Below are 26977 nucleotides of genomic sequence, written 5' to 3'. Positions count from 1 at the left end.
AGTCAGGCATCGTGAACGCTATGTTCTCCCATCGAGCGAGGGGGAACAACCCTCGCTCGATGGGGATTTTAAAGCCGAATTGTCAATTCGACGTCATCCGCGAACGGCGTGGAGAGATAGCCCGTCGCCGGATCGCGCACCCGCGCCAGGTAATCCGGGCTGTCATCGGCGTTGTCCGCGACGATCAGCGCACCGGGCCGCAGACGGCTCTCAAGCAGGTCGAGAATATCGGGATAAAGTCCCTTGGCGCCGTCGAGCAGCAGCAGGTCGACCGTGGCCGGCAGATCGCCGCGCAGCGTTTCCAGGGCGTCGCCGACGCGGATCTCCACCAGGTCGATGACGCCGCCTTCGGTCAGGTTGTCACGCGCCCGCGCCGCTTTGCTCGGTTCAAACTCGCAGGTAATCAATCGGCCGCCGCCGTTATCGCGCAGTGCGGCGGCCAGGTGCAGGGTCGAAATACCGAACGACGTGCCGAATTCGACGATGTTTTGCGCCCGACAACCCCGCGCCAACATGTAGAGCAAGGCACCGGTCGCCGGCGACACGGCCAGCGGGAAATCCTTCAGGCGGTGGTAGAGTTCGCGGTACTCGGTTTTGCTCTGCATCAGCCGGCTTTGCTCTGCGTCCGGCACGTCGCGGAACAGGGCGGCAAGCGCCGGGGACCGGCGGGATGCCTGTTGGAACAGACGGGTTAGCAGCGGCGCTAAGGGGGCAGTGGTCAGGGTACTCATGGCAAATTTCCTGTCGTAAATGGAGCGCGTTAGCGCATGCCGTTATAATATGACGAACTATTCGCATTCCTCTATTCGCATTGGCCGCCCGCTATGACTGAACGCCGCAGTAAGCAAATTTCTTCGAGAAAACAACCGCAACAGGCGCGCTCCGCCGAACTGGTGTCCGCTATTCTGACCGCCGCTATTCAGGTTTTGGCGCAGGAGGGGGCGGCGCGTTTCACCACCGCCAGGGTGGCCGAGCGTGCCGGCGTCAGCGTCGGGTCGCTTTATCAGTATTTCCCCAATAAGGCGGCGATCCTGTTTCGTTTGCAGAGCGACGAATGGCGGCAGACCACGGATATGCTGAGCCGTATTTTGGCCGATCGCGAGAAAACGCCGTTCGCGCGCTTGCGGTTGTTGGTGCAGGCGTTTATCCGTTCGGAATGTGAAGAGGCGCAGATGCGCGTAGCGTTGAATGATGCGGCGCCGCTTTACCGCGATGCGCCGGAGGCACAGGCGGTAAAGGCAGCCGGCAAGGATATCGTGCAGGTTTTCATGTGCGAAGCGTTGCCTGGTGTTCCGCAGGTCACTCGCCGGTTGGCGGGCGATCTGATCGTCGGCACGTTGGGGGCGGCGGGCAAGCAATTCTCCGAAACGCCGCGAACCGATACCGAGATCGCGGCTTATGCCGATGCGATGGCGGACATGTTTTGCGCTTATCTGGCCGATTTAAACCGGCATCAGAGGCCGTAAACGCTTTTTAGGTGACATTGTCATTCACCGAGGGCTGCGCCTCCCGATGACAAACCGACAACACCAACTGCCGCAGCCAGCGGTGATCTGCCTCGGCGTCCAGGCGCGGGTGCCACATTTGCGAGACGGTAATGGGCGGCGTTTTCACCGGCAGCTCGAAGACGCGCAGCGGGCCATCGGCAGGTTGAGCCTGCAGGAAAGAGGTGGGCAGCAACGCCAACAGGTTTGAGGCTTGCGCCACCGCCAGCGCGGCGGGAAAGCTTGGCACCACGGCGGCGATATGGCGTGCCAGCCCCAGCTCCGCCAGCGCGGCATCTACCGGCCCGAGAATGCGCCCGCTGCGCGAGGCCACCACGTGGCCGCAGGCGGCGTAGTCGGCGACGCCAATCTCTGGCTGTTGCGCCAGCGGATGTGCGGTTCTCATCACGCCAACGAAGCGATCGCGGAACAGCGCCTGCAGGCGGATTTCCGGGCCCATGTCACCCAACACGCCGATCTCCAGATCGACCAGACCTTCACGCAGGGGGCGGTCGCTTTTCTCCGGCTTGGGCGCAAAGCGCAACCGCACCCGCGGCGCCTGTTCGGCGGCGGCGGCGATCAGCGCCGGGCCGAAGGCCTCGACGAAGCCGTCATTGGCGCGCAGCGTGAAGGTACGATCCAGCGCGGCGGGATCCAATGCTCCCTGCGCCGGACGCAACACAGCGCGGGCTTCGAACGTCGCGTGCCGCGCCCGCTCGCGCAGCGTTTCGGCATAGGGCGTCAGCACCATATGACGGCCGGCGCGCACCAACAGAGGATCACCGGTGGCCGTGCGCAGCCGGCTGAGGGTGCGGCTCATCGCCGAGGCGCTTAAACCGAGACGCCGCGCCGCGCCGGCAACGCTGCCCGCCGTCAGCAGCGCGTCGAGTGCGATCAGCAGGTTGAAATCAGGGTCGGTCATGCGTGCGCATCCTGTCGTGCTGAATAGGGGGGAAGGCGTTCGATGCAGTTTGTGCGTGCGAATGCTGCATCAGTCGCCATGCATTATGCCTGAGCCTGTTTTCGCTGTGCCATGACTTACCGCTAAAAAACCGGAGGGGGACTGGCCCGTTTGCCGTCTGAACATGGCGATAAACGCGGACGGATCGTTATATCCCAGGGTAGAGGCGACATATTTGACGGCTTTCCCTTCCTGTAACAGCGTCATCGCCATGAGGGTTTTGCTTCTCAGCTTCCATTCATTGAAAGAGATGCCGGTAGCGGCGAGAAATCGCCGCGACAGCGTACGCTCACTCAAGCCCAGCATGCCCGACCATTGTGTCAGGGTGTTGAGATCGTGCGGCGCGGCGCTCATCTTTTCGGTCATGATCTTGACAACGTCATCGCTGCCGAGCGGCAGGTAGCTGTCAAAACGCTCCGACAGCGCCAGCTGCTCAAGCAACGCGGTAACCAGCGTCTGGTCCTGAGGCGTGTGCGGATAGCCAATAAGCCTTTCTGAAAAATCGGCCAGCACCGCTTTGACGATCTTATTCAGCCGCAGGGTTTGCGGTCTGCTCGGTAAGGATTGGCATAGCGAGGGGCTGACATGAAGAATGACATAGTCAATTGCACTCTTTGCTACGGATTCATGTTCGGTATTAACGGGGAGCCAAATGGCATATTCCGGTGTGGATAAATAAATATTGTTCTCAATATTTATTTCCGCCAACCCTTTCATGGAATACATCAGTTTGCCCCATGGCAACGCCTGTAAAGGGAATTGCGTTCCTGCCGGCCAGGATTTATTTCTGAACCAAATCGATATTGGGATTTCCCCGGTCAATTCTGACGGTTTCATGACGCCTTCCTGTCCGTTCATGGCTGCGCCTTCCTATTATAACAATAAGTTGTCTGATAATCGGCATTTCTATTCTATGGGGAAAGCTTACTCTGGGCAGGTCATTCCCCTGGATAAAGGTAACAATATGTACGGTAAAATCATTGATCTTTCGGTGCCGCTGATGAGCGGGATCGCTTCCGATCCGGAGCGGTTTCTGCCGGAAATCGAGTATGTTGACAACAAGCGCGGAGCGTTGCAGCTGGCGGAATCATTTCCCGGCCTGGATCCCTTAGCGCTGCCGCGTCAGGAGGGCTGGGCGGTGGAATTTGTCCGCATGAGCACCCACGCGGGAACGCATATGGACGCCCCGTATCACTACCATTCGCATATGGATGACGGATCGGCGTCAAAAACCATTGATGAAATACCGCTGGAATGGTGTATCGGCCCTGGCGTCAAATTGGATTTCCGGCATTTTCCCGACGGTTATGTGGCCACTGCGCATGATATTGAGCGTGAATTAGCGAGGATCGGCCATCCTATCGCCGCCGGCGATATTGTCTTGGTCAACACGGCGGCCGGCGGGCGTTACGGCAGCGAAGATTTTATCCATCGCGGTTGCGGCATGGGCCGTGAAGCGACGCTGTATCTTACTGAACGCGGAGTCAGGGTGGTGGGCACCGATGCCTGGAGCTGGGACGCGCCATTCAGCCATACGCGCACCAAATTTGAACAAAGCGGCGATATTTCGCTTATTTGGGAAGGGCACTATGCCGGCAGTCAATATCCTTATTGCCAGATTGAAAAACTGTGCAATCTTGAATTGCTGCCGCCCTGTGGATTTAACGTGATCAGTCTGCCGGTGAAGGTTTATAAGGCATCCGCCGGCTGGGCTCGGCCGGTTGCAATTATCGAAGCTCAAGCGGGAGAATAAGCGATGGCCAGAATAAAACTGCCGGCAGTGAGTGAATTAACGGCTGAGCAGCAGCAGCAATATGCCCGTTTTCCCGCCAATCTTACGCTGGGTCTGTTGAAAACCAGCCGTTCGGCGCAGGGATATCTGTCCCTGGGCGCTTCTTTTCCGGCCGGGCGACTGTGTGATAAAGATCGGGAAATGATCATATTAAGGGTTGGCGCGTTAAGCCACAGCGCTTATGAGCGTATGCAACACTATCCGCTGGCGATCCTTGCGGGGTGGCGCGATGACGACATCGAGAAAATAGAGCAGGGTGTGGGCATCGACGCCAGAGAGACGGCCATCTTGCATTTTGTCGATGAATGCGTGAAGCAGGTGAAGGTCTCTGCCGACACATTTAACGCGGTCAGGCGCTATTATGACGAGGTTCAACTGGCTGAACTGGCATTAATGATTGGGCACTACATGATGACGGCGCGCTTTTTGGAAACGCTGGAAATCGATCTGGACCTACAAGCGACATCCTGGGAAAACATGTCAACGGATTGAATACGCGCACGGCGTGAGCGCAATAAAAAAGCCGATAACCTGGGGTTATCGGCTTTTAATGCGCAGTGGCAGAGGGTTACGCGGGCAGCTGCTGGGCGGTTTTCTCGACCAGCGCCAGCAGCAGCTTGATGTCTTCCAGCGTCACGATCGGGTTCAGCAGCGTCATCTTCAGGCAGGTCACGCCATCGAACTCGGTCACGCCGACGTTGGCGCGGCCCGATTCCAACAGGGCGTCACCGATACGCTGGTTGAACAGCGCGACGGCCGCATCGCCGTTCGCCGCCAGTTGCGCCGGACGGTAGCGGAACAGCACGCTGGCCAGCTGCGGCTGCATCACCAGTTCCAGTGCTTCCTGATCGGCGATGTAACGCGCCACCTGTTGCGCCAGCGTCACGCCATGATCGATGATCTCGGCGTATTGCTTCTGCCCGAGCGCTTCCAGCCCCATCCACAGCTTCAACGCATCGAAGCGGCGGGTGGTCTGCAGCGACTTGGACACCAGGTTCGGCACGCCTTGCGCTTCGTCGAACTCGGAGTTCAGGTAGGCCGCCTGATAGCGCATCAGCTCATAGTGGCGCTCGTCTTTCAGCAGGAAGGCGCCGCAGCTGATGGTCTGGAAGAACTGCTTGTGGAAGTCCAGGGTGATGGAGTCCACCAGCTCCAGGCCGTCCAGGTAGTCGCGGTACTGCTCGGAAAGCAGCAGCGCGCCGCCCCAGGCCGCATCCACGTGCACCCAAATCTGCTGCTCCGCCGCCAGCCGTGCGATGTCGCGCAGCGGGTCAATGGCACCGGCGTCGGTGGTGCCGGCGGTGGCGACAATCGCCATCACCTGCTCGCCGTTGGCCTTGGCCTGCGCCAGTTTTTCCGCCAGATCGTTCACGTCCATGCGGGCGAAGCGATCGGTTTTCACCAGGGTGACGGACTGATAGCCGAGGCCCATCAGCGCCATGTTCTTCTGCACCGAGAAGTGGGCGTTTTCAGAACAGAACACCTTCAGCTTGCGCAGATCGCCCACCAGACCGTCCTGCTGCACGGAGTGGCCCTGACGCGCGAAGAACGCGTCGCGCGCCAGCATCAGCCCCATCAGGTTGCTCTGGGTGCCGCCGCTGGTGAACACCCCGGCGTCGCCGGACGGGTAACCGACCTGGGCGCGGAGCCACTCGATCAGCTTCATTTCGATCAGCGTGGCCGACGGGCTCTGATCCCAGGAGTCCATGCTCTGGTTGGTGGCGTTGATCAGCACTTCGGCAGCCTGGCTAATCACCAGGCTCGGGCAGTGCAGGTGCGCCACGCACTGCGGGTGGTGCACCGACAGGCTGTCTTTCAAAAAGTACTCGATGGCGCGCTCGATCGCCGCCTGGTTGCCCAGGCCTTGCGGGGTAAAGTCTAGCTGGATGCGCTCGCGCAGTTCGGCAACGCTTTTGCCCTGATACATTTCGGGCTGTTGCAGCCACTGCACGACGGCTTCACTGCTCTGTGCGATCGCCTGGCGGTAAGCCTCGGCGCTGTGCGCCGAGGAAGCCAGAATCGGGTTTAACTTGGACATCGCGGTCATTCGCTCCAATCAGACAGGCTTGACGCCGGCGGCCAACAGCGCCTGCTCAAATTTATCCAGGAAAATACCCAGCTCATCATTGGTGATCAGCAGGGAAGGCAACAGGCGCAGCACACAGCCGTTGCGCCCGCCGCGCTCCAGGATCAAGCCGGATTCGAAGCATTTTTTCTGCAGCAGCGCGGACAGCTCGCCATCGGCCGGGTAACAGCCCATGTGATCCTGCGCTTCGTTCGGCTTGACGATCTCGATGCCGATCATCAGGCCCAGACCGCGGACGTGACCGATCACCGGATAACGTTTCTGCAGCTCGGTCAGCTTGCCTTTGAGCCATTCGCCCTGAGCGGCCACTTTATCGGCGACCTTATGCTCTTTCAGGTACTGCAGGGTGGTCAGGCCGGTGGCCATCGCCAGCTGGTTGCCGCGGAAGGTGCCGGTGTGGTGGCCCGGTTCCCAGGCATCGAACTCTTTTTTGATGCCCAGCACCGCGAGCGGCAAGCCGCCGCCGACCGCTTTCGACATCACGATGATGTCCGGCTCGATGCCGGCGTGTTCGAAGGCGAACAGCTTGCCCGTACGGGCGAAACCAGCCTGAACTTCGTCGATGATCAGCAGAATGCCATGCTCCTGCGTCACTTTGCGGATGCGCTGCAGCCACTCGGCCGGCGCCGGGTTAACCCCGCCTTCGCCCTGAACGGCTTCCAGGATCACCGCCGCCGGTTTACGCACGCCGCTTTCCACGTCGTTGATCAGGTTGTCGAAGTAGTAGGTCAGCGCCTTGACGCCGGCTTCGCCGCCGATGCCCAGCGGGCAGCGGTATTCATGCGGATAAGGCATGAACTGCACTTCCGGCATCATGCCGTTGATCGCCGCCTTCGGCGACAGGTTGCCGGTGACTGACAGCGCGCCGTGGGTCATGCCGTGATAGCCGCCGGAGAAGCTGATCACGCCGGAACGGCCGGTGTGCTTTTTCGCCAGCTTCAGCGCGGCTTCCACCGCATCGGCGCCGGACGGGCCGCAGAACTGCAGGCAATACCCTTTGCCTTCGCCAGGCAACAGAGAGAGCAGGTAATCGGAGAAACGATCTTTCAACGGGGTCGTGAGATCGAGAGTATGTAACGGCAAGCCGCTGGTAATGACATTTTGGATGCTTTGCAGGACGTCGGGGTGATTATGTCCAAGAGCCAACGTTCCCGCCCCGGCCAGGCAATCAAGATATTGATTATTCTCAACATCAGTGATCCAAACGCCCTGGGCTTTCGCAATTGCCAACGGCAATTTGCGCGGATAACTCCTAACATTCGACTCAAATTCGGCTTGACGCGCCAAATAGGTTTCATTGTTTCCGTTTAATGAGTTTGCAACTAAAGTATCAATACGGACTTTATCCGTCATCATATCTCTCCTACAACCGAAGGTCTCAAGACGCAACGATTGAATTAATGAATTAGAAAAGTAACTGCCTTGTGAAAAGCGCGACCAATATATGGCTTTTTTGCCTGGGACTCAATAGCCGATTTTGTTTTGAATTGTTTAGTTTTTTCTTAGGCTCATCAATATGTTGTTGATTTGTTGACCGTTGGTTTTGCCAGCAAAAAACAACATTTCTTTAACATTGCGTAAAAATCCTTTTCTGCTTTCCTTTGGCTACTTCTTTAATGCATTTATTATTAAGGTGAATTTCCGATTAATAACATAAATAGAAAATAGCGGCTTATTTTCATCTATTCACCACCTTAAGTCCTATAGCGGTTATATACACAAAATTTGTGATGAATATAAGCGGTCGAGCGTTAAAAGCGCAGTACCCAGAGTGGTGATTTCTTGCAGATTTTACGTAGCGCGATCAAAAAAGCGGGATTTTTGTGCGGTGCCGGCGAGTCTGCCGGCACCGCGGTTATTAACGTTGCCGTAACCAGGCGTGATAGCGCCGCAGAGTGCGGCGGGTGCGCCACCGGTCGATGAGCAGCGACCACAGCGGGGAGTAACGCACGTTGCGCGTCCGATCGCGGCTCAGGGCGTGCATGCGGCGCTTGATCAGCGCCATACGGGCGAGCAGCGTCAGCGTTTTATCGCGCCATTTTACCGGCGCGGGCAGCGCATGAGGGGCTTCGCCGGTTTGCCAGCGGTGCGGCAGATCGGGAATTTCCGCCATGGCGGTGGCGATGCCGACCACCGCGATGCCGCTGTTCAGCACCCGTTGCGCCACCGACGGGCGGGCGATGCCGCCAGTAGTCATCACCGGCATGCGGGCCACTGCGGCGAGATCGCGGGCGAAGGTCAGAAAATAGGCTTCGCGCGCCAGGGTGCTGTCGTCCGCCGCTTCGCCCTGCATCGCCGGGCTCTCATAACTCCCGCCTGACAACTCCACCAGATCGACCGGCAGTTCGTTGAGCATCAACAATACCTGTCGGGCCTCGTCCGGCGAAAAGCCGCCACGCTGAAAATCGGCGGAGTTCAGTTTGACCGCCACGCAAAAGCCTGGCGAGACACGCTGGCGCACCGCGCGCACCACCTCCAGCAGCAGGCGGGCGCGATTCGCCAGCTCGCCCCCCCAACGATCGCTGCGCTGGTTAGACAACGGCGACAAGAACTGGGAGATGAGGTAGCCGTGCGCCGCATGGATCTGCACGCCGGTAAACCCGGCCTGTTCGGCGGCGTGCGCGCTGGCGGCGAAGCGGGCGATCACCTCGGCAATCTGCGCTTCGCTCATGGCCTGCGGCGGGGCAAACTGCTTGCTGTACTTGCCCATCGCCATTGGAATGGCGGAGGGCGCCCAGGCGTTACCGCCCATGTTGGCCATCACCTGACGGCCCGGGTGGCTGAGCTGCATCCATACCTGTGCGCCTTCTTGGCGCGAGGCCGCCGCCCAGGTTTTGAACGCCTCGAGCGGCGTATCCTGTTCCAACACTACGCCGCCGGGGCCGGTCATGGCGCGTCCGTCGATCATCACGTTGCCGGTGATGATGAGGCCGGCGCCGCCGATACCCCAGTGGCGATACAGGCGCCATAGCGCGGGGCCGGGCAGTTGGCCCTCATCGGCCAGATTTTCTTCCAACGCGGCCTTGGCCAGACGGTTGGGTAAGCGGCTGCCGTTGGGCAGAATCAGTGGGGTAAACATCGGGTACGTTCCTGTCGCAGGGGGAATGGCGCTATACTAGGGTTAAAGTTAACTTTAAGGTCAATAGGGCATGAAAATCGGAGAGTTGGCGGAGCGCGCCGGCATGGCCGCCTCGGCGATACGTTACTACGAACAGCAGGGTCTGCTGCCCAAAGCGGTGCGCGGCGTTAACGGATATCGGGTGTATAGCGAAAGCGCGCTGGAGCGGCTGCACCTGATCCAAATCGGCCAGAATCTGGGGTTTTCGCTGCAGGCGATCCGCGGGGTATTGGCGCTGCAGGGCAGCGCCTATCAGGATGGGTTGATACAGGGCGTCGACAGCCGGCTGGCGGAAATCGAGCGGATGATGGCGACGCTGAACGAGCAGCGTGAGACGTTGATGGCGACGCGGCGTATTCTGTTGGAATCCGGCGTGGCGGGATTATGCCGCGCAAAAAATGAAAAACAGGCCGGTGCGTGGCCGGCCTGCAAAGATTAACGGTGTTTAAAGGCGGCGCGCCCGGCATATACCGCCGCGATGCCCAATTGGTCTTCGATGCGCATCAGCTGATTGTATTTTTCGATCCGCTCGCCGCGGCACGGCGCGCCGGTTTTCACATGGCCAGCTCGCATCGCAACCGTCATATCGGCGATAAAGCTGTCGACGGTTTCGCCGCTGCGGTGTGAGATAAAGGCGCCCCAGCCATTTGCCTGGCAAAGCTGCACGGCGGCGAAAGTTTCGCTCAGCGTGCCAATCTGGTTCAGCTTGATCAGCGCCGCATTGGCCAATCTTTCATCAATCCCGCGCTGGATGTATTTCACGTTGGTGACGAACAGATCGTCACCGACCAGTTCCACCTGATCGCCCAGGGCGTCGCTGAGAATGCGCCAGCCCGCCCAGTCGTCCTCGGCCAAACCGTCTTCAATCAGCACGATGGGAAAATCTTGCACCAGCCGCTGGTAATAGGCCGTCATCTGTTCGGCATCCAGTTCAGCGTTTTCGCTGCGCAGGCGGTATTTGCCGTTGGCATAGAATTCACTCGAGGCCGGGTCCATGCAAATGGCGATATCGTCTCCCGGTTGATAACCGGCTTTCTCTATCGCCTGTACGATCAGCTCCAGCGGTTGCCGGTTCGAGGCAACCGCCGGCGCAAAACCGCCTTCGTCGCCAACGCCGACCGACAGGCCTTTCTCCAACAGAATTTGGCGCAGCGCCTGATAAACTTCACTGCCCCAGCGCACGGCCTCGCGCAGCGACGGCGCGCCCAGCGGCGCTATCATAAATTCCTGAAAGTCCGCACCTTGCCAGCGGGCATGCACGCCGCCGTTGATGATATTCATGCAGGGCACCGGCAGCAGGTTGGCGCCGAGACCGCCCAGATAACGATACAGCGGCAGCTGCGACAATTGCGCCGCGAGGCGGGCGGCGGCCAGAGAAACACCGAGCAGGGCGTTGGCCCCCAATCGGCTCTTGTTCTCGCTGCCGTCCAGTGCGATCAACCGGCGGTCAATCTCCCCTTGTTGGCGTACATCCACCCCGCGCAGCGCTTCATTGATCGCCGTTTTGACGCTTTGCACCGCCTCCAGTACGCCTCTGCCGCCGTAACGGTGCGGATCGCCGTCGCGGTGTTCCACCGCCTCGCGTGAACCGGTGCTGGCGCCGGAGGGAACCGAAGCCCGTGCCACGACGCCCGCCGCAGTCATTTCAACTTCGACGGTGGGGTTGCCGCGCGAATCCAGGATCTCTCTGGCGGTTACGTTTTCAATTTCATAGCTCATGGATGATCACCTCATTCTAGGGAGTGGGCACGTGCTTTATCAGCACGTCGATCGACAAATGGTTAATGAACTCGAAGCCGAAGGAGGCAAAGACGCCGAACGGACGGTTCTGATGGCCGAGCAGCAACAGATCGACGCCTTCACGGGCAATCAGGGCCTCGATGTCTTTGAAGCGGTGAATACTGACAATTGCGCGCACCTCCAGGGGGATTGTGCAGTCTTCCACCAGCCGGCTGAGCATGGCTTTGGCAGCGATCACCTCGCTGGACTGGCGATCTTTGGTTTGTGCATCGCTGAGGTAGTCCAGCTCGGCATAGTCGGCGCTGATGTGCGCCACGGTAATGCGCGTATTCATCTGCTGATTGAGGCGTTCGGCATGGCGTAACAGCAGCCGGCCGTCGCGTTCATCCTGCACCAGCAGTAAAGCATGTTGATAGAGCGACATGACTTATCTCCCTGCGTTAGCAATCTGTAGGGTTAACCACGGTAAAACCTCTTTTTTCCGGCTCGTCATGCCGGGCAGCGACACCTGCCGAATGGCGAGCACCCGGTTCGACGAGAAATACAGGGTAGAGCGGTGGCGGGTGATATCGGTAACCAGCAGCGCGGCCATCTCCAGCCCGGCCTCCTGCTTAGCCTGATCGAGCGCCTGTTGCAGCGCGGGCAACAGCGGATCGATATCGCTCATAGCCCGCACTTCTATCTGCGACAGCAGCAGCGAGACGCTATGGATGCGGTAATTCTTAGCGTCACGGTGCAGCAACTGCGGGGCGGATTGCCCCGAAAGATCGGTTTTGGCGGCAAGCAATCCGGCGGTGAAGGCGTCATAGTCAACGTGAGAGATTGCGCATAACCGCGCGACCGCCACCCGATCCTGTTCGGTGGTGGTCGGTGCGCTCAGCGCAACGGTATCGCTCAAAATCGCGCCCAGCAGCAGCGTGGCCTGGGCGGAAGAAAGCGGCATCGGCGTATCTGACGTCAGTATGGACAGGATCACGGTGGCGCAACAGCCAACGGCGCGGATCCAGACATCGGGCGGGTTGCGGGTGATCAAGGTGCCCAGCCGGTGATGATCGATAACGCCGACCACATCGCTGTCGGGCAATGAGGCCGGCCCTTGTTCGACGTCGGTAAAATCCACCAGCCAGACTTTGCGGTCACGGAGATCGCCTTTCAGCAGCGCAGGCGCTTGTACGCCGGCGGCGGCCAGTATGTAGCGGGTTTCCGGCGTCAATTCGCCAAGGCGGAAAGCGACGGCCGGTTTGCCGAGGTGATTGAGCCAGTCCGCGACCACCAGCGCGCTGCAGATGCTGTCGCTGTCGGGGTTTTTATGGCCGAAAACGTACAGCGGCATTTCCCGCACGGCGAGATCAGGCTGGGACGGAAAAGGGGTAATACGTGAGATTTCATTCATAGCGACTCCTGACATACCTGCCTAAAAAATAAAGCGAAGTTGTATATCAGGCGTCATCATCCGGTTCGAGCGAACGCGGCGGTTGGGAAAGGTGGAACACCATCACCTTGTGAACGACTGTAGCGCAGCGCGGTGGCAAACGCAACGCCCGGCAAAGCTGGCGAGAATGCGCAATCGGATTGATACTGAGTGAGTCTATGATGGACAAGGATATTTGCCGCTAACCGACGGATAGGCTGAACGGAATCACGCAGGCTGGCTGCGCCGGATCCGTGGGTGACACAATGGGAGACAACATGCTTGAACCCTGCTTCCCCGAAAACGAAGCCGAACGTCTGTCGGTACTGAACTCGCTGAACGTGCTGGATTCGAACTCGGTGGAAAAACTGGATCGTATTACACGGCTGGCGGCGAAATACTTCGGCGTCACCATTGCGCTGGTGTCATTGATCGACCGGGATCGCCAATGGTTTCTATCGCGCTACGGTCTGGATGTCCGGGAAACGCCGCGTAACATCTCATTTTGTGGCCATGCGATCTTGCAACGTGAAGCGCTGGTGGTGCCCGATACCGCCAACGACCCGCGTTTTTTCGACAATCCGCTGGTGATCGGCGGGCCGCGAATCGGTTTCTACGTTGGGCAACCGCTGCTGTCGCTCGACGGTTTGCCGCTCGGCACCCTGTGCATTATCGACAGCCAGCCGCAGCCGTTTTCTCCGGAACAGGTGGCCGACCTGCACGACTTCGCCGCCGTGGTGGAAGAGTACCTGCAGAGCATTGAACGCCATGTCTATACCGAAAACCTGAAGTCCAACCTGCAACGCTCGGAAGCCTTGTTCGAACAGACCTTCGCCCAGGCGGCGGTAGGGATGGCGCTGGTGTCGCTGCAGGGGTATTGGCTGCGGGTCAATCCGCGCATCTGCGAAATGTTGCACTATTCCGAGCGCGAGCTGATGGATCGCACCTTTCAGGACATTACCTATCCGCTCGATCTCAACACCGATCTAGAAAAACTGCAGCAACTGCTGAGAAACGAGATCAGTACTTACTCGCTGGAGAAACGCTATTTCCGTGCCGATGGCTCGATCGTCTGGGTGCAGCTGACGGTGGCGTTAAACCGGCTGCCTAACGGCAAACCGGATCATTTCATCTCGGTTATCGTCGATATCAGCGAGCGCAAGGCGGCGGAGGCCGATCTGTTCTCTCTGCAACACGAGCTGGAACAACGCGTCGAAATCCGCACGCGGGAGCTGAACGTGGTCGTCAAGAAACTCAACGAAGAGATTGAAACCCGGGTACTCGCCGAATATCAGCTCAGCACGGAGAAGGAACGCCTGCGGGCCATTACTGACAACATGCCGGCGTTGATCAGCCAAATCGACGGTAATGAACGCTACCTGTTCGCTAACAGCGCCTATAAAACCTGGTTTGGCCTGGAAGAAAGCCGCCTTAGAGGAATGACGGTGCGCGATTTTATGGGGGAGAACGTTTATCAGATAGCGAAACCGATGATAGACAGGGCCCTGGCGGGGGAAATGGTGAGCTTCGAAAATGAGCTCCAGACCCAGAAGGGGTTGCTGATGATCCACACTACGCTGGTGCCGTGCGAGGCTCAGGGGTTTTACATTCTGTCCATGGACATTACCGAGTTGAAGCGCCTGCAGCAACGGCTGGAGTACGATGCTACGCACGACATGCTGACTGGGTTGACCAACCGCCGCGCTTTTCTGCGTCGGTTGTCCAGCACGGTGCAGGCCTGTTGCGAACAGCGGCAAATGGCGCTGGTGTTCATCGATCTCGATGGTTTCAAAGCCCTCAATGACAGCTATGGCCATGACTTCGGCGATCTGATCCTCAAGACGTTCGCCAGGTTGCTCAGCGCCTGCGCCGGCGAGCGCCATAGCGTTTCGCGCCTGGCCGGTGACGAATTCACGGTCATCCTGTGGCCGTTGGCGGAACCGCAGCGCGAGGTCAGCGAATTTTGCGAAAACGTGTTGGCGCGGCTGGCTGATATTTCGCAGATCGGGCAGCAGACGGTGAGCCTGTCCGCCAGCCTGGGGGCGGCGATTTCCTCACACACTGACGTGACGGAGGAGATGCTGTTGACCCGCGCCGACGGCGCGATGTATCAGGCGAAATCGGCCGGTAAGGGCACTTATGCCATCTGCGAGTTATGAGCGTGAAACGGTGACCGTCTCGGGGTAAGCTGTTTTCTTCTTTCCTATGGGCAGAACTCCGGACTGACTGCATGGCGTCTAATCATCAACACAAAGACTGGCTGGAACTGCGGCGCGATGACGAAACCGGCATCGAAAGCGTCAATGCCCACTTTCAGGGGCATGCCTACGATCCCCACGATCATGACGAAATGCTGGTGGGCGTGACGCAGCAAGGTTTACAACGTTTCAACTGTCATCGTTCCTTGCATACCAGCCGGCCGGGACGTGCCATGCTGATCGAGCCGGGCGCGGTGCACGATGGTCATGCGCCGCAGGCCGAAGGGTTTACCTATGCCATGCTTTATCTGCCGCAGCATTGGGTTTCCGATGCGATGAACCGCCGCGGATTAGGGGACGTTTCTGTGCTGGAAGGCGCCTTCCACAGCACGTTGACCGACGATCCGATGCTGGCGACCGCGATACAACAGGCTTTTTTTGCGTTGCATCAGGGGGAAGGCCGGCTGGCGCGCGATCAAAGCCTGGATCAACTGCTGACGCTTTTGGCGCGGCATATTCGCGTCAGGCCGACTTCCCAAAGCGATGATGCTTTGATTGTGATGAATCGCTTACGAGACTACCTGCACGAGCACATGGCGGGTAACCCCAGCCTGGATGAACTTGCGCTTCAGTGCGGCCTGGACCGCTTCCGCCTGACTCGCCAGTTCACCCGGGCCTTCGGCCAGTCGCCGCATGCTTACCTGGTCCGGCTGAGGCTGCGGGCTGCACGCTTGTTGTTGGCGCAGGGGGAAGAACCGGCGCAGGTCGCGATGCAGGTGGGCTTTGCCGATCAGAGCCACTTGGGCCGCTGGTTCCAGCGCGCCTACCGTTTATCGCCGGCGGCCTATCAACGTCAGTGCACAAACGTTCTATACCGCTGATTCGCCCATCGCCGATGATGCGCTTTTATTTTAAGAGCACAACGGAGTAGAGCGAAACATGTTTGATACCAAGATAGCGTTTATCGTACGCGACGATCTGCAGACCTGGCAGCGGCTGAATGTGGTGGCCTTTCTGGCGACGGGCATCGCCGCCGCCGCCCCGGAAATCATCGGCGAGTGTTATGTGGATGCGCAAGGCAGACGCTACGGCGGCATTTCCGGGCAGCCGATGCTGATTTTTGCCGCGGATCTGCCGGGCCTGCAAAAGGTGCATCGCAAAGGGCTGGAGCGGGAATTGACGTTGGTTCCCTATGTGCACGCCATGTTTGCGACCGGGCACGATGCAGCCAACCGGCAGGTTTTTCTCGCTGAAGACGCGGACAATCTGGATTTGGTCGGCCTGGCGCTGCGCGGGCCGAAGAAAGCGGTGGATAAGGCGATAAAAGGCCTGACGCTCCACGCCTGAGAATGTCTTTGCCTGGTTTACCGAGTGGACGCGCGAAACGCTCGCGCATGTCCAGGAGGGTGACGCGTTTCCGATACGGCGCTTACGCCTGGAACGTTTGCAGCCAGGCGGCGAATTGGCTCACGACCTCATCGTCCCGATCGCGCAGCAGCAGGGAGTAAACGCCGGTTCGGATAGTCAACGCTGGGAAAGGCGACACCAGCCGGCCAGACGACAGATGTTTGGCGCAGAACAGGTAAGGCACGACGGCCAGTCCCAGGCCGTCTTCGGCCGCCTGAATGGCGGCGAAGGTATGGTCGAGCGTCAGCGGCGGCGGCGAGGCGTCCAGTGCCGTCGGATAGGTATTCAACCAGCTGTGCCATAAATCCTCACGGGCGCGGATGCGAATGGCGGTATGCCCGGCCAGATTGTCTGGCGCGCTGATCGGCATGGTGCGCAAATAGCTCTGGCTGCAGACCAGCAGGCTGTCTTCCTGCAAAAAAGGGATCGCTTTCAGTCCGGAGAAGTGCGCGGGATCGCGCCGGATCGCCAGGTCAAACGGCATATTGCGATCGACGGCCCCAGTGGCGGTGGTGATATCAATCGCGACCTCCGGATGAATCTCGTTGAACGCTGCCAATTTCGGCATCAGCCAGTGCATGGTGAACGTCGGCAGGCTGTGTACCACCAGCCGCTGCCGGCCGACGCTCGCTTTCAGTGCGCTTTCCGCCGAAAACAATTCGCTTATCACTCGGGACGCAGTGCGGGAAAAATTCTCGCCGGCCTGCGTCAGCCGCACGGACTTGTGTCCGCGATAAAACAGTTTGAGCTCCAGCTGTTCTTCCAGGCTGCGGATGTGGCGACTGACCGCGCCGGTGGTGAGAAACAGCTCATCCGCAGCGGCGCTGAAGCTGCCGAGACGGGCGGCGGCTTCGAAAGCGGACAGGTGCGGCAGGGAGTGAATTTTTTTCATAGGTTGAGTCTAGCTCAACCAAGTGAGGGAGGAAAGATCGTTTGTCAGCCGTTGATTTTGCTCACTATGATGAGGCATCTCCTTCTGATTGCTGAGTTTATGATGCGGATCTTTTGGCTATCGGTCATGCGTGTTAATGGCGTTATCCTCACCCTGCGGTTGACAGGGAGGCGCCCCTGAGATGCGAGCTTTCTTTTTGCTTTGCGTGAGCCGGGCCGGCCTCTGCCTGGGCACCATGATGTTCGCCGGCGCGCTGCCGACCATCAGAAGCGAGTGGCAGCTCGACGCCGCCTCCGCCGGTACAGTGCAAACGGTGTTCAGCCTGACCAACGCCCTGGCGTTGCTGGTGGCTTCCTGGTGGTGTGATTCGCTGGGCGCGCGTCGGGTGTATCTGCTGTTTTCCTGGCTGGGTGCCGGTGCGCTGATGCTGTTCGCCGTGTTTGCCCATTCGTATATCGGCGCACTGGTGTTGATGGCCTTCGTCGGCCTGACGCAGGGCGGCGCCTATACGCCGGCGCTGCTGTTAGCGATGGGGATGAACGGCCCGGCCCGACGCGGTTACGCCATCGGCATGATCCTGGCGGCCAGTTCGTTGGGGTATTTTCTGTCGGTTTTCATCGCCGGTTGGAGCGCCATGCGCTGGGGCGCCGGCGTGGCGTTTGCCCTGTGCGCCGCCGGTGCGCTACTGGGGGCGCTGGCGGGTTCGTTGGCCCTGGTCGGTTATCAGGAACCGCAACCGCGCACGCTGGGGAGGAAGACGAAACGAGAAAGCTATGCTATCACCTATGCGACCCTGCTGTTGCTGATCGGGTATATCGCTCACAGCTGGGAACTGCTCGGTAACTGGGCCTGGGCACCCAGCCTGGTCAGCGAGGCGTTGAGCGGTTTCTCTCTGGATCCGCTCAGCGCCGGATTGATCGCCGCGGCGGTGATCCACCTGGCCGGCATGATCGCCACGCTGATTGTCGGCACCGTTTCCGACTATTTCAATCGTGCCTCGGTGCTGACGTTTGTGGGCGCCGCCGGTGCGTTGGGATCGCTGCTGATGGGGTGGTCGGCGAACTGGGGGCCGGGCTGGACGCTGCTGTTCGTCAGCATCGGCAGTTTCTTTATTCTTGGCGACTCCGGCGTGCTGTCGGCGGCGATGGCGGACAACGTGCCGCCGCAACAGCTCGGCAGCGTGATGGGCTGGCGATCGTTGCTGGGGTTCGGCATCGGTTCGTTCGCCCCGTTATCCTTTGGCATCGTGATGGATACCACCCAGAGCTGGGGCACGTCTTATGCCGTGTTGGCCTGCGGCGGCGGGGTAGCCTGCCTGGCGGCAGGATTGCTTTGGCGACAACACTTGAAATGAGGTTCGGACATCATTAAATGAATGGAACATCATCACGCATGGTTATCGTGGGCGCCGGGATTGTCGGCGCATCGATCGCCTATCATCTCGCGCGCCAAGGGCAGCACGTTATCGTGGTTGAGCAGGCGCATCCCGCGGCGGGAGCCACAGGCCGCTCGTTTGGCTGGATCAGCGAAGGCGTGCCTGAGGGCGCGCCCGACGCGTTTCTGCGGCGCGAGATCGTGGCTGACTGGATACGCCTGGCGCAGGAGATCCCGGATCTCTGGGTGAATTGGTCCGGCGCGCTCAGCTATGGTCAGGCGCCGGCGACGCAAAACCCCGATAATCGGCTTTTGCCCTCCGCCGAGGTGACCGCGCTGGAACCGGGGCTCAGGCAGCCCGATAGTCAAGCCTATTTTGCGGCGCGTGACGGCGCCGTCGATCCGCAAGAGGTGACACAGCGGTTGCTCGAATGCGTTCGCGCGTGGGGCGGGGAGTTGTTCCTGGGGCGAACCGTCAGCGGATTTTTGCGTGAAGACGGGCAGATAATCGGCATCGTTACCGAGGAAGGCGCGATTACCGCCGATCGGGTGGTGCTCGCCTGTGGCACGGGGATCTCGGCGCTGTTGGACGGTAGCGGATTCTCGCTGCCGATCGAGGCGTCGCCGGCCATTTTGTTACGCTATCACGCGGCGGCGCAGGTGGTGAACACGCTGATTGCGGGCGACGACATCGAAGTGCGTCATGCACAAAATGGCGATCTGCTGGCGGCGGAAGATTATCCTGCGCACGGCGATGAAAATCGCGTGGAGGGCGAAGCGCAATCGGCGATTGAAGGGCGCCTGCCAGGCACGGCGCCCTTGAAACTGCAGGCGTGTTCGGTGGGGATGCGCCCCCGGCCGCGCGACGGTTATCCCATCGTTGGGCCGCTGGGCGCCACCTGCCTCTATGTGGCGGTGATGCATCCGGCCGTGATGTGCGCACCGACGCTTGGCCGGCTGATCGGAGACGAGCTGCTGCATGGCGTCAATTCCGCCATTCCGCACGCTTATCGCCCGGCGCGATTTATTAATGATGGGTGTGAAGGGGGAGACCATCGCGATCTCCGGCAGACGGCGCCTTGGTCTCGCCGTTCAGGTTTTCCGACTACGGATCAGCACCGTAATACGCTCAACCCTGCAGCGGTTTTTTGCGCCCTCGGCGAGGCTCTTATATATTTAGTAGCATGCCTGAGGCAGGTTAGGCATGAAACGGCGGTCGATCTGGCCGCTGCAAGTACGACAGTTAATCCGTTCGCCAAGAGGCTGCGAGCCGGTGCTTTCGGTAGGGACAGCCGCCAATCGTTTTTACGGCGACCGAAGGCGGAGCAGCTACTCACAGGTCACGAGGACACTTACCATGCATAAGAGAACACTGGCGTCACTGCATTACGAAAACATGCCTTACGATGGGGTACACTTTCACATTTTGAAACGGGAGACGCCTGGCCATACGGCGTTGCTGAAGCTCGATGCGGGCAGCCAACAACCGGCGCGTTTTCATCCGGGCTGGGTGAAACTGATGGTGCTGAGCGGTGAACTGAAGGTTGACGATCAGACGTTGCAACCCCATGAGATGTTAATCATTCCTGCCAAGACCGCCTATACGGTACAGGCCATCACGGAAGTGATTTGTCTGGCGATTTCCGAGCTGGACGGCGCCGAGTTGGCCCGTTGACGAGATAACCATTCTGGATGGAGGAGAGCCTAGGCGCTCTCCCTATCCCTTTAGCATTAAGCCGCCCCCCAGGCTGAGCTACCTGCTGATTGATGCGCATACCTCCTGATTTAAGCCACCGCGCTTTCCCTTTCCATCACTTTCGGCCGCGTCGCCCCCGCAACGAGCCGCCATTGCGCAGCGCATGCGCAACGTCATCGCCTTCGTTTTAAGCAGAACGATGAAATTTTGGTGTAAATAGTGAGTTTCTTTGCATAAGGCCCCTGGTGTGGCTTGCGAGAACGTCACTATATGGAGGATCATGCGGCCTCTCTATCAAATAAAAGACATTCGCGTTATCAAAAGGGACAAACGACCATGGGATTCGACGTCGACAACGCCGAAACGAAACGCATTGACCTCAGCAGCCACGAAAACTCTGCGTTCGAGGTGACGGGGCTGGTGAAACACTACCCGGCGGGCTTTGTCATTCCTTACCACTCGCATAAACGCTGCCATTTGCTCTATTCGCAACAGGGTGTTATGGCGGTCGAGGCGAGCTGCGGACGCTGGATCGTACCGCCTACCACCGCAGTCTGGCTGCGGCCGGGGGTAGAACATCAGCTGGTCATGCAGAGCAACATTTGCGTTTACGGGATTTTTGTTGATGAATTCACCGCCGCGCGGTTGCCGTTGCGCGACGGCGTCTTGCAGGTGTCGCCGCTGCTGCGCGAGCTGATCGCCCAGTTGGCGACGCTGGCGCCCGAGGGCGAGGAGACCAAACGCCACGCGTTGCTCAGAGCATTGTTCCTCGAGGAACTGAGCCTGCAGCCGCAGCTGGCGCTGCATCTCCCTTGGCCGATGGAAGCGAGAATGGCTGACATTTGCCGGCAGTTGGTCATCACGCCGGCCGACGATCGCGGCATTGAGATCTGGGCGGATTCATTGTCGATCAGCGCGAAAACCTTCCAGCGTCACTTCACTCAACAAACCGGCATCACCTTTGGTCAGTGGAAACAGCGTCTACGGCTGTTGTCGTCCATCCCGCTGCTGCTGGCGGGCAACTCGATCATCCACGCCGCCTTCGAAAGCGGTTATGAGAGCCACAGCGCCTATTCGGTGGCATTCAAAAAACTGTTTGGCGTTTCGCCTTCGCGCTTTACGCTATAGCCTTATGGCATAGCGCGCTTCTCCTATAGATTGAAGCAACCTAATGACGTATAAAGCAAAGCAGTCAACCTCCGAGGCCGCCTCCCGTGATAAAAATTGTCGTGTATCTGATTATCGCCGTGACGATCGCCATTATTGCGGCAAGAGTCATCTTTCGTTTGCCGGATATTTCGCAGCGTCTGCCGCAGGCGGCATTGCCGGCGGATCCTACCGCGCTATTGCCGGCGCGGGCCGCCGAACAGATGGCGGCACATTCCGGCCTGAGCGGCGTGGTGCCGCTGGTCAGCGGCCACGATGCGTTCGCCAGCCGCCTGGCGCTGGCGCGGATGGCGGAAAGGTCTATCGACGCTCAGTACTACATCTGGCATAACGACACCTCCGGGCAGATCCTGCTGAAAACCCTGTATGACGCGGCCCAACGTGGGGTGCGCGTGCGGCTGCTGCTGGACGATAACGGCGTCGCCATGGATGAGACGCTGGCGGCGCTGAACGCCCAGGAAAACGTCGAGATCCGTCTGTTCAATCCGTCCACCGTACGTACGCCGAAGCTGGCCGGTTACGCCTTCGACTTTATGCGCATGAACCGGCGCATGCATAACAAGTCCTACATCGTCGACGGCGCCGTGGCGATCATCGGCGGCCGCAACATCGGCGACGAGTATTTTCAGGTCGGTGACGAAAACTATTTCCTCGATCTCGACGTGTTGAGCGTCGGCAACGTGGTGGCGGAGACCGCCGAGGTCTTCGATCGCTACTGGAACAGCGCCTCGGTGTTCGGCGTTGAGCAGATTATTCGGGGAAAAGGCGATCTTTCCGCCTTCCTGACGCAGGCCGCCGCCACCGAAACCAGCGAGCGCGCCCGTAAACTGGCGGTGCAGCTGGAAACCAGCGCGGTGCGCTTTCGCGATGGCGCCGTACAGCCGGAATTCACCCAGGTAGAGCTGGTGGCCGACGATCCGGCGAAAGGGTTGGGCAAGGCTTCGCGCGATCGTTTGATGGTGACGCAACTGGGTAAGATCATCGGCGGCGTCAGCCAGCAATTGGATCTGGTCTCCGCCTATTTCGTGCCGGGGCGAGAAGGGGCGACTTTCTTTGAATCGCTTGCCAAACAGGGGAAATCCATTCGCGTGCTGACCAACGCGATGAACACCACCGACGTGCTGGTGGTGCATGCGGGCTACGCCAAATACCGACGTGAGCTGCTGCAGGCGGGCGTCGAACTGTTCGAGCTGAAGCTGCGCGCCGGTCAACCGTCCGGGCGCAAGGAGCTCAAGCCGCTGGGGCTGTCCGGCGCGGCGCTGCATGCCAAAACCTTCGCCATCGACGATAAGCGGGTGTTTATCGGCTCGTTCAATTTCGATCCGCGCTCGGCGCACCTGAACTGCGAAATGGGATTCTTGATCGACAGCCCGGCGCTGGCGGCCGACACCCGCCAACTGTTTGATGGCCCGCTTGAGTACGCCGCCTATCGGCCGGTATTGACGCCCGAAGGCAAAATGGTGTGGAAAGAAGCCTTCGAAGACGGCTATACCGAGGTACACCAGCAAGAACCCGGCGCCGGCTGGGTAAAACGCATCGTTCTTACCGTGGCCGGCTGGCTGCCTATTGAGTGGATGTTGTAACGCCGGCGAATGCCGCCGCCACCCGGTGAGATAGCCGTTGCAAGGGAACCTCGCCCGCAATGATCGCGATGAGGCACGCATCCTCAAACAGGGCGAGGGAGGGCACGGATTTAATACCGAATGCAGGGGCGAGCGTCGGCGCCTGCGCGACGTCAATGCTGCCGAAGGCGATCTCGTTGGCGTGACGGTGCAGCTGTTCAACGATCCCTTGCATATTCTGGCAGGGGCGACACCAGGAGGCGGAAAAGTAGAGGATGGCCCGCTGCCCCTTGGGTTTATCCGCATCATAGAGGAAATGGGCCATCTCATGGGGCTCTGCCAGGTTCGTTATCGTCATGGCAGGCTCCCGACGATCTCTATCCCCATCCAAAACATCGTGACGATTTGTGTGAAAAAGAAAGCGAAACGCCATGTGGCGACGTTTTCCGTCTGCTCGAAACCGATGTGAACCAGACTCTGCGCCATGCGCGCGCCGAGCAGCACCAGAGACAAGACATTCAGCGTCGTGCTTTCCACCTGAAATACGGCTATCGCCACGACGAGGGCCGTATAAACCGGTAAATTTTCAATGCAGTTGCGATGCGCCGCAATGGCGCGCTGGTAGCTATCGCTGCCCTGTGGTTTGTTCGCTTGCCATTCGCTCACCGTGGCACGGCCGGTTAAAATTCTGGACCAGCGATAAACGCCGACGGTGCCGAATAGAATCAATAATGTCCAGCCGGCAAACGCCAGCAGTACCAGGGTTGGCATATTCATAATGCATTCTCACTTGTGTTGGGGAAGGCCTGCGGCCTCAGGGAGAGCCACTTGGCATGAATACAAGGTTATATTAGATTTATATAAATTAGCAATATCTAATTTAAAGAGTGCTAATGTAATGCTGTGCCAGCGTCTGAAAGCCGCTATAATGCGGCTGAATGATGACGGGGCCGTGATTGACCATGAATGCAAAAGCTAACCAAGATCCCTTTCTGATCGAAGGGGCGATTGAAGCCGCCAGGCTGTTGAAAGCGATAGGCAACGAACACCGCTTGCTGGTGCTTTGCCTGCTATTGAAACACGATGAGATTGCCGTGGGGGAGCTACAACAATTGGTGCCGCTAAGCCAATCGGCGCTGTCGCAGCACCTGGCGAAAATGCGCAATGAAGGTCTGGTGACGTACCGACGCGAAGCGCAAACCTTGTTTTACCGCATCGATAACCCAAACGTGGCGAAAGTGATCGCCACGCTCAGAGAGATTTACGCGCCGAAGTGAACAGGGCGTTGATCGCCGGCCGAGATTCGCTTATCGGTTGGCGTCCGCATCACCAGAGAGTTTAAAAGTAAACAACGCCGTTTCATGAACACGGCCCGGTGTCCAGCAGCTGCGTGCGATGGCGCTTTTGGTGTCGCGATAGAACTCTGGGGTGCCCGTCAGCACGATATTTCTGGCTTTACCCTTATCATCAACATCAAACGTTGCGCTCACTTCGCCTTCGCGTTTTTCTGCCTTCGCAGAGGCGGAATAGTGCGGCCGCTCATAAAAAACTTGTCCGTCGCATCCCAAATTAGGCGGTTGCTTTGCCGTTGGAACATCGCTGCCTGCACGCCAGGCATAAACGCAATCATTCACCGCACTGGCTTTTTCACAGCCATCAGGCTGCATTGGCACGCAGCCGGCAAGTGCCAGGCTCAGCGGGAGGAGGGTGAGTCGTGACATGGCATTTCCTGCATGACTTATCAATCAGATAACGTATATTTTCGCTGAGCGTAGAGTATTTGGAAAGAGAAATGATGCAGCGTCTGTCGATATAAATCGACCGTGTTTTTCGGCAGCGTGACAAAGCAGAGTTTATTGGCTGTTATTTTATTGAATTATATTTTTTATATTATTTACCGATAAAGATTACTGGCGTGTTTAATTATTTCCCAAGGCGGTAAAATCGGAAAAAATGACCGATTGGATTATTCTTTTCTGTAGCCACTTCGGCAGAAACCAAAGGATCTTCCGCCATGCGCATGATGAAAGCCGCTGCCTTTATCGAAAAGGGGCGAATAGAACTCATTGAAAAACCTATTCCTTCCCCTGGTCCCAACGATGCCTTGCTCAAAATAACCACGACGACAATCTGCGGCACGGATATTCATATCCTCAAGGGAGAGTATGCGGTGCCGCGTAGGTTGACCATTGGCCATGAGCCGGTCGGCATTATTGAAAAGTTGGGAAGCAATGTTAAAGGCTTTCAAGAGGGGCAGCGGGCATTGGCTGGGGCTATTTGCCCCTCTTTTACCTCCTATTCATGTCAGGACGGCTTTCCCGCGCAGGACGGTTCCTATTTACCCGAATGCCGCTGCCATGGCTATAAAGCCACGGCGGGTTGGCGCTTCGGCAACGTTATCGACGGCACTCAGGCTGAATATGTCTTGGTGCCTGATGCGGAAGCTAATCTGGCGCTCATCCCCGACGGTCTGACAGATGAACAGGTGCTGATGTGCCCGGATGTGATGTCTACCGGTTTCAAAGGGGCAGAAAATGCCAACATTAACATTGGCGATACGGTAGCCATTTTCGCCCAGGGCCCGATCGGCTTATGTGCCACCGCGGGGGCTCGCCTGCGGGGCGCCAGCCTGATTATTGCCATCAGCAGCTCTCCCGAAAAGCTGATGATGGCGGGAAAAATGGGGGCAAACGTCTTGTTGAATTACAAGGAAACCGATGTGATTGATGAAATATTCAAGATTACGGCAGGGCGCGGCGTGGATGCCAGCATCGAGTGTTTGGGGACGCAGGCCACCTTTAATCAGGCGCTGCGAGTCTTAAAACCCGGTGGCACATTGTCCAGCCTTGGCGTCTATAGCGACGATATTCAATTCCCTGTCGAGGCGTTTGCCTATGGGCTTGGCGATCATACGATTCGGTCGGCTCTGTGCCCCGGCGGCAAGGAACGGATGCGCAGAATGATGAACGTGATCCAGCATGGCGGTTTGGATCTCACGCCGTTCGTGACGCATCGTTTTCAACTGGAGAATATTGCCGAGGCTTACCACCTGTTCTCCGAAAAGCGCGATGGCGTGATTAAGTTGGCGATAACCCCGTAACGTGATGAACTCTGCGCAGCGGCCGTGGCCGCCGCGCAGGGTGTTATTGGCTGATCGTCTGCTGTAGCGCCTGAACGGAAGAGACGATGCCGGCATCGACCGACATGGTCAAATCTTCCATTTCCAACGACACCCAGTCGTTGTAGCCCATCATGCGCACCACCGAGAAGAATTCCTTCCACCACTGCAGATCCCGGCCGCAGCCGACGGCGACATAGTTCCAGGCGCGGCCGGCCACCTCGTCGATCGGTTTGGTTTCCAGCAGTCCGTTAACTTCGACGACACCGCGTTCCAGGCGAACGTCTTTGCCGTGTACATGGTGAATGGCGGGGCCAAGGGCGCGAGCGACCGCGATGGGATCCGCGCCCATCCAGATTAAATGGCTGGGATCGAGGTTCAGGCCCACCATCGGGCCAACGGCCTCGCGCAGCCGGAACAGCGTTTCCGGGTTCCACACCAGCATGGCGCTGAAGTTTTCCAGCGCAAAGCGCTCAACGCCGCACGCTTTGGCTCGGGCGACCAGTGCCTGCCAATAGGGGATTGCCACCTCATTCCATTGATAATCCAGACAGTTTTTCACCGTCGGCGGCCAACTGACGGTATAGGTGATCCAGTTGGGGATGGTGTCATGCGGGCTGGCCGGCGGCAGGCCGCTCATCATGACGATCTTCTTCACCCCCAACAGGCCGGCCAGCTCCAGCGTATTGTCGGTTTGGCGCAGATGGCGCTGCCCCAGCTCGCCCGGATCGAGCGGATTGCCGGAGACATTGAGCGCGGCAATCTCCATGCCGCGGCTGGCCAGCGCCTGTTGCAGCTGCCGGCGTTTGGCGGGATTGGCCAGCAGATCGTCGGCATCCAAATGGGGCGCCGGGGACCAACCGCCGGTGGTCATTTCCACGCCGCGCACCCCCAGCTCCAGCAGCCGATCCAGCATCGGCTCGAAGGGTAAATGGCCCAGGCTGTCGGTACAGAACGAAAGTTTCATGGTG

The 26977-nt window shown here is 58.9% G+C and carries 28 protein-coding genes and 1 riboswitch; of the genes, 14 read left to right on the top strand and 14 right to left on the bottom strand.

The genetic code is table 11. The features are described from left to right. Window positions 1-68: 68 nt before the first annotated feature. A complete protein-coding gene (locus RE418_RS18765) occupies window positions 69-731 on the bottom strand; it encodes an O-methyltransferase (RefSeq protein WP_089180898.1) in 663 nt (220 codons plus the stop codon). A gap of 93 nt (window positions 732-824) precedes the next feature. Between RE418_RS18765 and RE418_RS18760 the strand changes: the two genes are divergently transcribed. After that, complete coding sequence (locus tag RE418_RS18760) at window positions 825-1466, top strand: TetR family transcriptional regulator (RefSeq protein ID WP_089180899.1); 642 nt, start codon at window positions 825-827, stop codon at window positions 1464-1466. A gap of 7 nt (window positions 1467-1473) precedes the next feature. Here RE418_RS18760 and RE418_RS18755 read toward each other — a convergent pair whose 3' ends face one another. Next, window positions 1474-2406 carry a LysR family transcriptional regulator gene (locus RE418_RS18755; protein WP_089180900.1) on the bottom strand — a complete coding sequence of 311 codons (933 nt, stop codon included), beginning with the start codon at window positions 2404-2406 and terminating at the stop codon, window positions 1474-1476. A 69-nt stretch (window positions 2407-2475) separates the two neighbouring features. Beyond that, window positions 2476-3282, bottom strand: coding sequence for an AraC family transcriptional regulator (locus tag RE418_RS18750; protein WP_226905806.1), 807 nt, complete (start codon window positions 3280-3282; stop codon window positions 2476-2478). Here RE418_RS18750 and RE418_RS18745 point away from each other — a divergent pair. Beyond that, window positions 3281-4198: a cyclase family protein gene (locus RE418_RS18745; RefSeq protein WP_235614442.1), complete on the top strand. Its 918-nt coding sequence runs from the start codon at window positions 3281-3283 to the stop codon at window positions 4196-4198. The genes RE418_RS18750 and RE418_RS18745 overlap by 2 nt on opposite strands. A gap of 3 nt (window positions 4199-4201) precedes the next feature. Continuing rightward, entirely contained in the window at window positions 4202-4729 is a 528-nt protein-coding gene (locus RE418_RS18740; RefSeq protein WP_089180901.1) for a carboxymuconolactone decarboxylase family protein, read from the top strand. A gap of 76 nt (window positions 4730-4805) precedes the next feature. Here the strand turns inward: RE418_RS18740 and RE418_RS18735 are convergent, their stop codons facing one another. From RE418_RS18735 to RE418_RS18725, 3 genes are all read right to left on the bottom strand, one after another. After that, window positions 4806-6275, bottom strand: coding sequence for an aspartate aminotransferase family protein (locus RE418_RS18735; protein ID WP_043137457.1), 1470 nt, complete (start codon window positions 6273-6275; stop codon window positions 4806-4808). Window positions 6276-6293: 18 nt separating this feature from the next. Continuing rightward, entirely contained in the window at window positions 6294-7676 is a 1383-nt protein-coding gene (locus RE418_RS18730; RefSeq protein WP_071826114.1) for a diaminobutyrate--2-oxoglutarate transaminase, read from the bottom strand. A gap of 505 nt (window positions 7677-8181) precedes the next feature. Beyond that, window positions 8182-9402 (bottom strand): NADH:flavin oxidoreductase/NADH oxidase family protein, encoded by a 1221-nt coding sequence (locus RE418_RS18725; protein WP_025302830.1) that lies wholly within the window; start codon window positions 9400-9402, stop codon window positions 8182-8184. Window positions 9403-9472: 70 nt separating this feature from the next. Here RE418_RS18725 and RE418_RS18720 point away from each other — a divergent pair, with 70 nt between their 5' ends. Then, the gene (locus tag RE418_RS18720; protein ID WP_025302831.1) at window positions 9473-9880 is read left to right on the top strand and encodes a MerR family transcriptional regulator; all 408 of its coding nucleotides are present in this window, start codon (window positions 9473-9475) and stop codon (window positions 9878-9880) included. Here RE418_RS18720 and eno read toward each other — a convergent pair. The 3 genes from eno to RE418_RS18705 are packed head-to-tail and all read right to left on the bottom strand — an operon-like array spanning window position 9877 to window position 12574. Then, complete coding sequence (gene eno / locus RE418_RS18715; protein WP_043137369.1) at window positions 9877-11160, bottom strand: phosphopyruvate hydratase; 1284 nt, start codon at window positions 11158-11160, stop codon at window positions 9877-9879. The two genes, RE418_RS18720 and eno, sit on opposite strands and share 4 nt — an antisense overlap. 16 nt (window positions 11161-11176) lie before the next feature. Then, window positions 11177-11605: a universal stress protein gene (locus tag RE418_RS18710; RefSeq protein WP_025302833.1), complete on the bottom strand. Its 429-nt coding sequence runs from the start codon at window positions 11603-11605 to the stop codon at window positions 11177-11179. A 3-nt stretch (window positions 11606-11608) separates the two neighbouring features. Then, window positions 11609-12574: a DHHA2 domain-containing protein gene (locus tag RE418_RS18705; RefSeq protein WP_080287115.1), complete on the bottom strand. Its 966-nt coding sequence runs from the start codon at window positions 12572-12574 to the stop codon at window positions 11609-11611. 40 nt (window positions 12575-12614) lie between these two features. Then, window positions 12615-12690, bottom strand: a riboswitch (Fluoride riboswitch). 180 nt (window positions 12691-12870) lie between these two features. Here RE418_RS18705 and RE418_RS18700 point away from each other — a divergent pair. The 3 genes from RE418_RS18700 to RE418_RS18690 all read left to right on the top strand — a co-directional run bounded on the left by RE418_RS18700 (window position 12871) and on the right by RE418_RS18690 (window position 16137). After that, the gene (locus tag RE418_RS18700) at window positions 12871-14751 is read left to right on the top strand and encodes a diguanylate cyclase domain-containing protein (RefSeq protein WP_043137367.1); all 1881 of its coding nucleotides are present in this window, start codon (window positions 12871-12873) and stop codon (window positions 14749-14751) included. A gap of 71 nt (window positions 14752-14822) precedes the next feature. Then, the gene (locus RE418_RS18695) at window positions 14823-15671 is read left to right on the top strand and encodes an AraC family transcriptional regulator (protein ID WP_043137364.1); all 849 of its coding nucleotides are present in this window, start codon (window positions 14823-14825) and stop codon (window positions 15669-15671) included. A gap of 58 nt (window positions 15672-15729) precedes the next feature. Then, window positions 15730-16137, top strand: coding sequence for a DUF2000 family protein (locus RE418_RS18690; protein WP_043137360.1), 408 nt, complete (start codon window positions 15730-15732; stop codon window positions 16135-16137). An 82-nt stretch (window positions 16138-16219) separates the two neighbouring features. On the opposite strand, the gene RE418_RS18685 is transcribed toward RE418_RS18690, so the two are convergent. After that, window positions 16220-17089 carry a LysR substrate-binding domain-containing protein gene (locus tag RE418_RS18685; protein ID WP_043137356.1) on the bottom strand — a complete coding sequence of 290 codons (870 nt, stop codon included), beginning with the start codon at window positions 17087-17089 and terminating at the stop codon, window positions 16220-16222. 181 nt (window positions 17090-17270) lie between these two features. On the opposite strand from RE418_RS18685, the gene RE418_RS18680 reads away from it, so the two are divergent. The 5 genes from RE418_RS18680 (at window position 17271) to RE418_RS18660 (ending at window position 22909) form a co-directional block, all read left to right on the top strand. Further along, complete coding sequence (locus tag RE418_RS18680; RefSeq protein WP_225735576.1) at window positions 17271-18443, top strand: nitrate/nitrite transporter; 1173 nt, start codon at window positions 17271-17273, stop codon at window positions 18441-18443. Between the two features lie 38 nt (window positions 18444-18481). After that, window positions 18482-19828: an FAD-binding oxidoreductase gene (locus RE418_RS18675; RefSeq protein WP_235211361.1), complete on the top strand. Its 1347-nt coding sequence runs from the start codon at window positions 18482-18484 to the stop codon at window positions 19826-19828. Beyond that, window positions 19821-20138, top strand: a complete 318-nt coding sequence (locus RE418_RS18670) for a cupin domain-containing protein (protein WP_025302841.1) — start codon at window positions 19821-19823, stop codon at window positions 20136-20138. The genes RE418_RS18675 and RE418_RS18670 overlap by 8 nt, the downstream gene beginning before the upstream one ends. Before the next feature lie 357 nt (window positions 20139-20495). Further along, the gene (locus tag RE418_RS18665; RefSeq protein WP_025302842.1) at window positions 20496-21287 is read left to right on the top strand and encodes a helix-turn-helix domain-containing protein; all 792 of its coding nucleotides are present in this window, start codon (window positions 20496-20498) and stop codon (window positions 21285-21287) included. Between the two features lie 86 nt (window positions 21288-21373). Continuing rightward, window positions 21374-22909: a phospholipase D family protein gene (locus RE418_RS18660; protein WP_043137350.1), complete on the top strand. Its 1536-nt coding sequence runs from the start codon at window positions 21374-21376 to the stop codon at window positions 22907-22909. On the opposite strand, the gene RE418_RS18655 is transcribed toward RE418_RS18660, so the two are convergent. Beyond that, the gene (locus RE418_RS18655) at window positions 22890-23246 is read right to left on the bottom strand and encodes a thioredoxin family protein (protein ID WP_050505128.1); all 357 of its coding nucleotides are present in this window, start codon (window positions 23244-23246) and stop codon (window positions 22890-22892) included. The two genes, RE418_RS18660 and RE418_RS18655, sit on opposite strands and share 20 nt — an antisense overlap. Further along, the gene (locus RE418_RS18650) at window positions 23243-23665 is read right to left on the bottom strand and encodes an MAPEG family protein (protein WP_025302848.1); all 423 of its coding nucleotides are present in this window, start codon (window positions 23663-23665) and stop codon (window positions 23243-23245) included. The genes RE418_RS18655 and RE418_RS18650 overlap by 4 nt, the downstream gene beginning before the upstream one ends. 185 nt (window positions 23666-23850) lie before the next feature. Here RE418_RS18650 and RE418_RS18645 point away from each other — a divergent pair, with 185 nt between their 5' ends. Continuing rightward, window positions 23851-24165, top strand: coding sequence for a helix-turn-helix transcriptional regulator (locus tag RE418_RS18645; protein ID WP_025302849.1), 315 nt, complete (start codon window positions 23851-23853; stop codon window positions 24163-24165). 30 nt (window positions 24166-24195) lie between these two features. Here RE418_RS18645 and RE418_RS18640 read toward each other — a convergent pair whose 3' ends face one another. Then, window positions 24196-24609, bottom strand: coding sequence for an energy transducer TonB (locus RE418_RS18640; protein ID WP_049207593.1), 414 nt, complete (start codon window positions 24607-24609; stop codon window positions 24196-24198). Window positions 24610-24902: 293 nt separating this feature from the next. On the opposite strand from RE418_RS18640, the gene RE418_RS18635 reads away from it, so the two are divergent. Then, window positions 24903-25988, top strand: coding sequence for an NAD(P)-dependent alcohol dehydrogenase (locus RE418_RS18635; protein ID WP_043137344.1), 1086 nt, complete (start codon window positions 24903-24905; stop codon window positions 25986-25988). A 43-nt stretch (window positions 25989-26031) separates the two neighbouring features. Here the strand turns inward: RE418_RS18635 and RE418_RS18630 are convergent, their stop codons facing one another. Then, window positions 26032-26973 (bottom strand): sugar phosphate isomerase/epimerase, encoded by a 942-nt coding sequence (locus RE418_RS18630; RefSeq protein WP_025302851.1) that lies wholly within the window; start codon window positions 26971-26973, stop codon window positions 26032-26034. Window positions 26974-26977: the final 4 nt, after the last annotated feature.

The sequence above is a fragment of the Serratia sp. szju genome, assembly GCF_044594185.1.
Taxonomy (GTDB): Bacteria; Pseudomonadota; Gammaproteobacteria; order Enterobacterales; family Enterobacteriaceae; genus Serratia; species Serratia bockelmannii.
This window is presented reverse-complemented; position numbering and strand designations above follow the sequence as displayed.

Excerpts from the sequence above, each read along its gene's own strand:
- RE418_RS18765 (WP_089180898.1), bottom strand. The coding sequence starts at position 731 with ATGAGTACCCTGACCACTGCCCCCTTAGCGCCGCTGCTAACCCGTCTG.
- RE418_RS18760 (WP_089180899.1), top strand. The coding sequence starts at position 825 with ATGACTGAACGCCGCAGTAAGCAAATTTCTTCGAGAAAACAACCGCAA.
- RE418_RS18755 (WP_089180900.1), bottom strand. The coding sequence starts at position 2,406 with ATGACCGACCCTGATTTCAACCTGCTGATCGCACTCGACGCGCTGCTG.
- RE418_RS18745 (WP_235614442.1), top strand. The coding sequence starts at position 3,281 with ATGACGCCTTCCTGTCCGTTCATGGCTGCGCCTTCCTATTATAACAAT.
- RE418_RS18750 (WP_226905806.1), bottom strand. The coding sequence starts at position 3,282 with ATGAAACCGTCAGAATTGACCGGGGAAATCCCAATATCGATTTGGTTC.
- RE418_RS18740 (WP_089180901.1), top strand. The coding sequence starts at position 4,202 with ATGGCCAGAATAAAACTGCCGGCAGTGAGTGAATTAACGGCTGAGCAG.
- RE418_RS18735 (WP_043137457.1), bottom strand. The coding sequence starts at position 6,275 with ATGTCCAAGTTAAACCCGATTCTGGCTTCCTCGGCGCACAGCGCCGAG.
- RE418_RS18730 (WP_071826114.1), bottom strand. The coding sequence starts at position 7,676 with ATGACGGATAAAGTCCGTATTGATACTTTAGTTGCAAACTCATTAAAC.
- RE418_RS18725 (WP_025302830.1), bottom strand. The coding sequence starts at position 9,402 with ATGTTTACCCCACTGATTCTGCCCAACGGCAGCCGCTTACCCAACCGT.
- RE418_RS18720 (WP_025302831.1), top strand. The coding sequence starts at position 9,473 with ATGAAAATCGGAGAGTTGGCGGAGCGCGCCGGCATGGCCGCCTCGGCG.
- eno (WP_043137369.1), bottom strand. The coding sequence starts at position 11,160 with ATGAGCTATGAAATTGAAAACGTAACCGCCAGAGAGATCCTGGATTCG.
- RE418_RS18710 (WP_025302833.1), bottom strand. The coding sequence starts at position 11,605 with ATGTCGCTCTATCAACATGCTTTACTGCTGGTGCAGGATGAACGCGAC.
- RE418_RS18705 (WP_080287115.1), bottom strand. The coding sequence starts at position 12,574 with ATGAATGAAATCTCACGTATTACCCCTTTTCCGTCCCAGCCTGATCTC.
- RE418_RS18700 (WP_043137367.1), top strand. The coding sequence starts at position 12,871 with ATGCTTGAACCCTGCTTCCCCGAAAACGAAGCCGAACGTCTGTCGGTA.
- RE418_RS18695 (WP_043137364.1), top strand. The coding sequence starts at position 14,823 with ATGGCGTCTAATCATCAACACAAAGACTGGCTGGAACTGCGGCGCGAT.
- RE418_RS18690 (WP_043137360.1), top strand. The coding sequence starts at position 15,730 with ATGTTTGATACCAAGATAGCGTTTATCGTACGCGACGATCTGCAGACC.
- RE418_RS18685 (WP_043137356.1), bottom strand. The coding sequence starts at position 17,089 with ATGAAAAAAATTCACTCCCTGCCGCACCTGTCCGCTTTCGAAGCCGCC.
- RE418_RS18680 (WP_225735576.1), top strand. The coding sequence starts at position 17,271 with ATGCGAGCTTTCTTTTTGCTTTGCGTGAGCCGGGCCGGCCTCTGCCTG.
- RE418_RS18675 (WP_235211361.1), top strand. The coding sequence starts at position 18,482 with ATGGTTATCGTGGGCGCCGGGATTGTCGGCGCATCGATCGCCTATCAT.
- RE418_RS18670 (WP_025302841.1), top strand. The coding sequence starts at position 19,821 with ATGCATAAGAGAACACTGGCGTCACTGCATTACGAAAACATGCCTTAC.
- RE418_RS18665 (WP_025302842.1), top strand. The coding sequence starts at position 20,496 with ATGGGATTCGACGTCGACAACGCCGAAACGAAACGCATTGACCTCAGC.
- RE418_RS18655 (WP_050505128.1), bottom strand. The coding sequence starts at position 23,246 with ATGACGATAACGAACCTGGCAGAGCCCCATGAGATGGCCCATTTCCTC.
- RE418_RS18650 (WP_025302848.1), bottom strand. The coding sequence starts at position 23,665 with ATGAATATGCCAACCCTGGTACTGCTGGCGTTTGCCGGCTGGACATTA.
- RE418_RS18645 (WP_025302849.1), top strand. The coding sequence starts at position 23,851 with ATGAATGCAAAAGCTAACCAAGATCCCTTTCTGATCGAAGGGGCGATT.
- RE418_RS18640 (WP_049207593.1), bottom strand. The coding sequence starts at position 24,609 with ATGTCACGACTCACCCTCCTCCCGCTGAGCCTGGCACTTGCCGGCTGC.
- RE418_RS18635 (WP_043137344.1), top strand. The coding sequence starts at position 24,903 with ATGCGCATGATGAAAGCCGCTGCCTTTATCGAAAAGGGGCGAATAGAA.
- RE418_RS18630 (WP_025302851.1), bottom strand. The coding sequence starts at position 26,973 with ATGAAACTTTCGTTCTGTACCGACAGCCTGGGCCATTTACCCTTCGAG.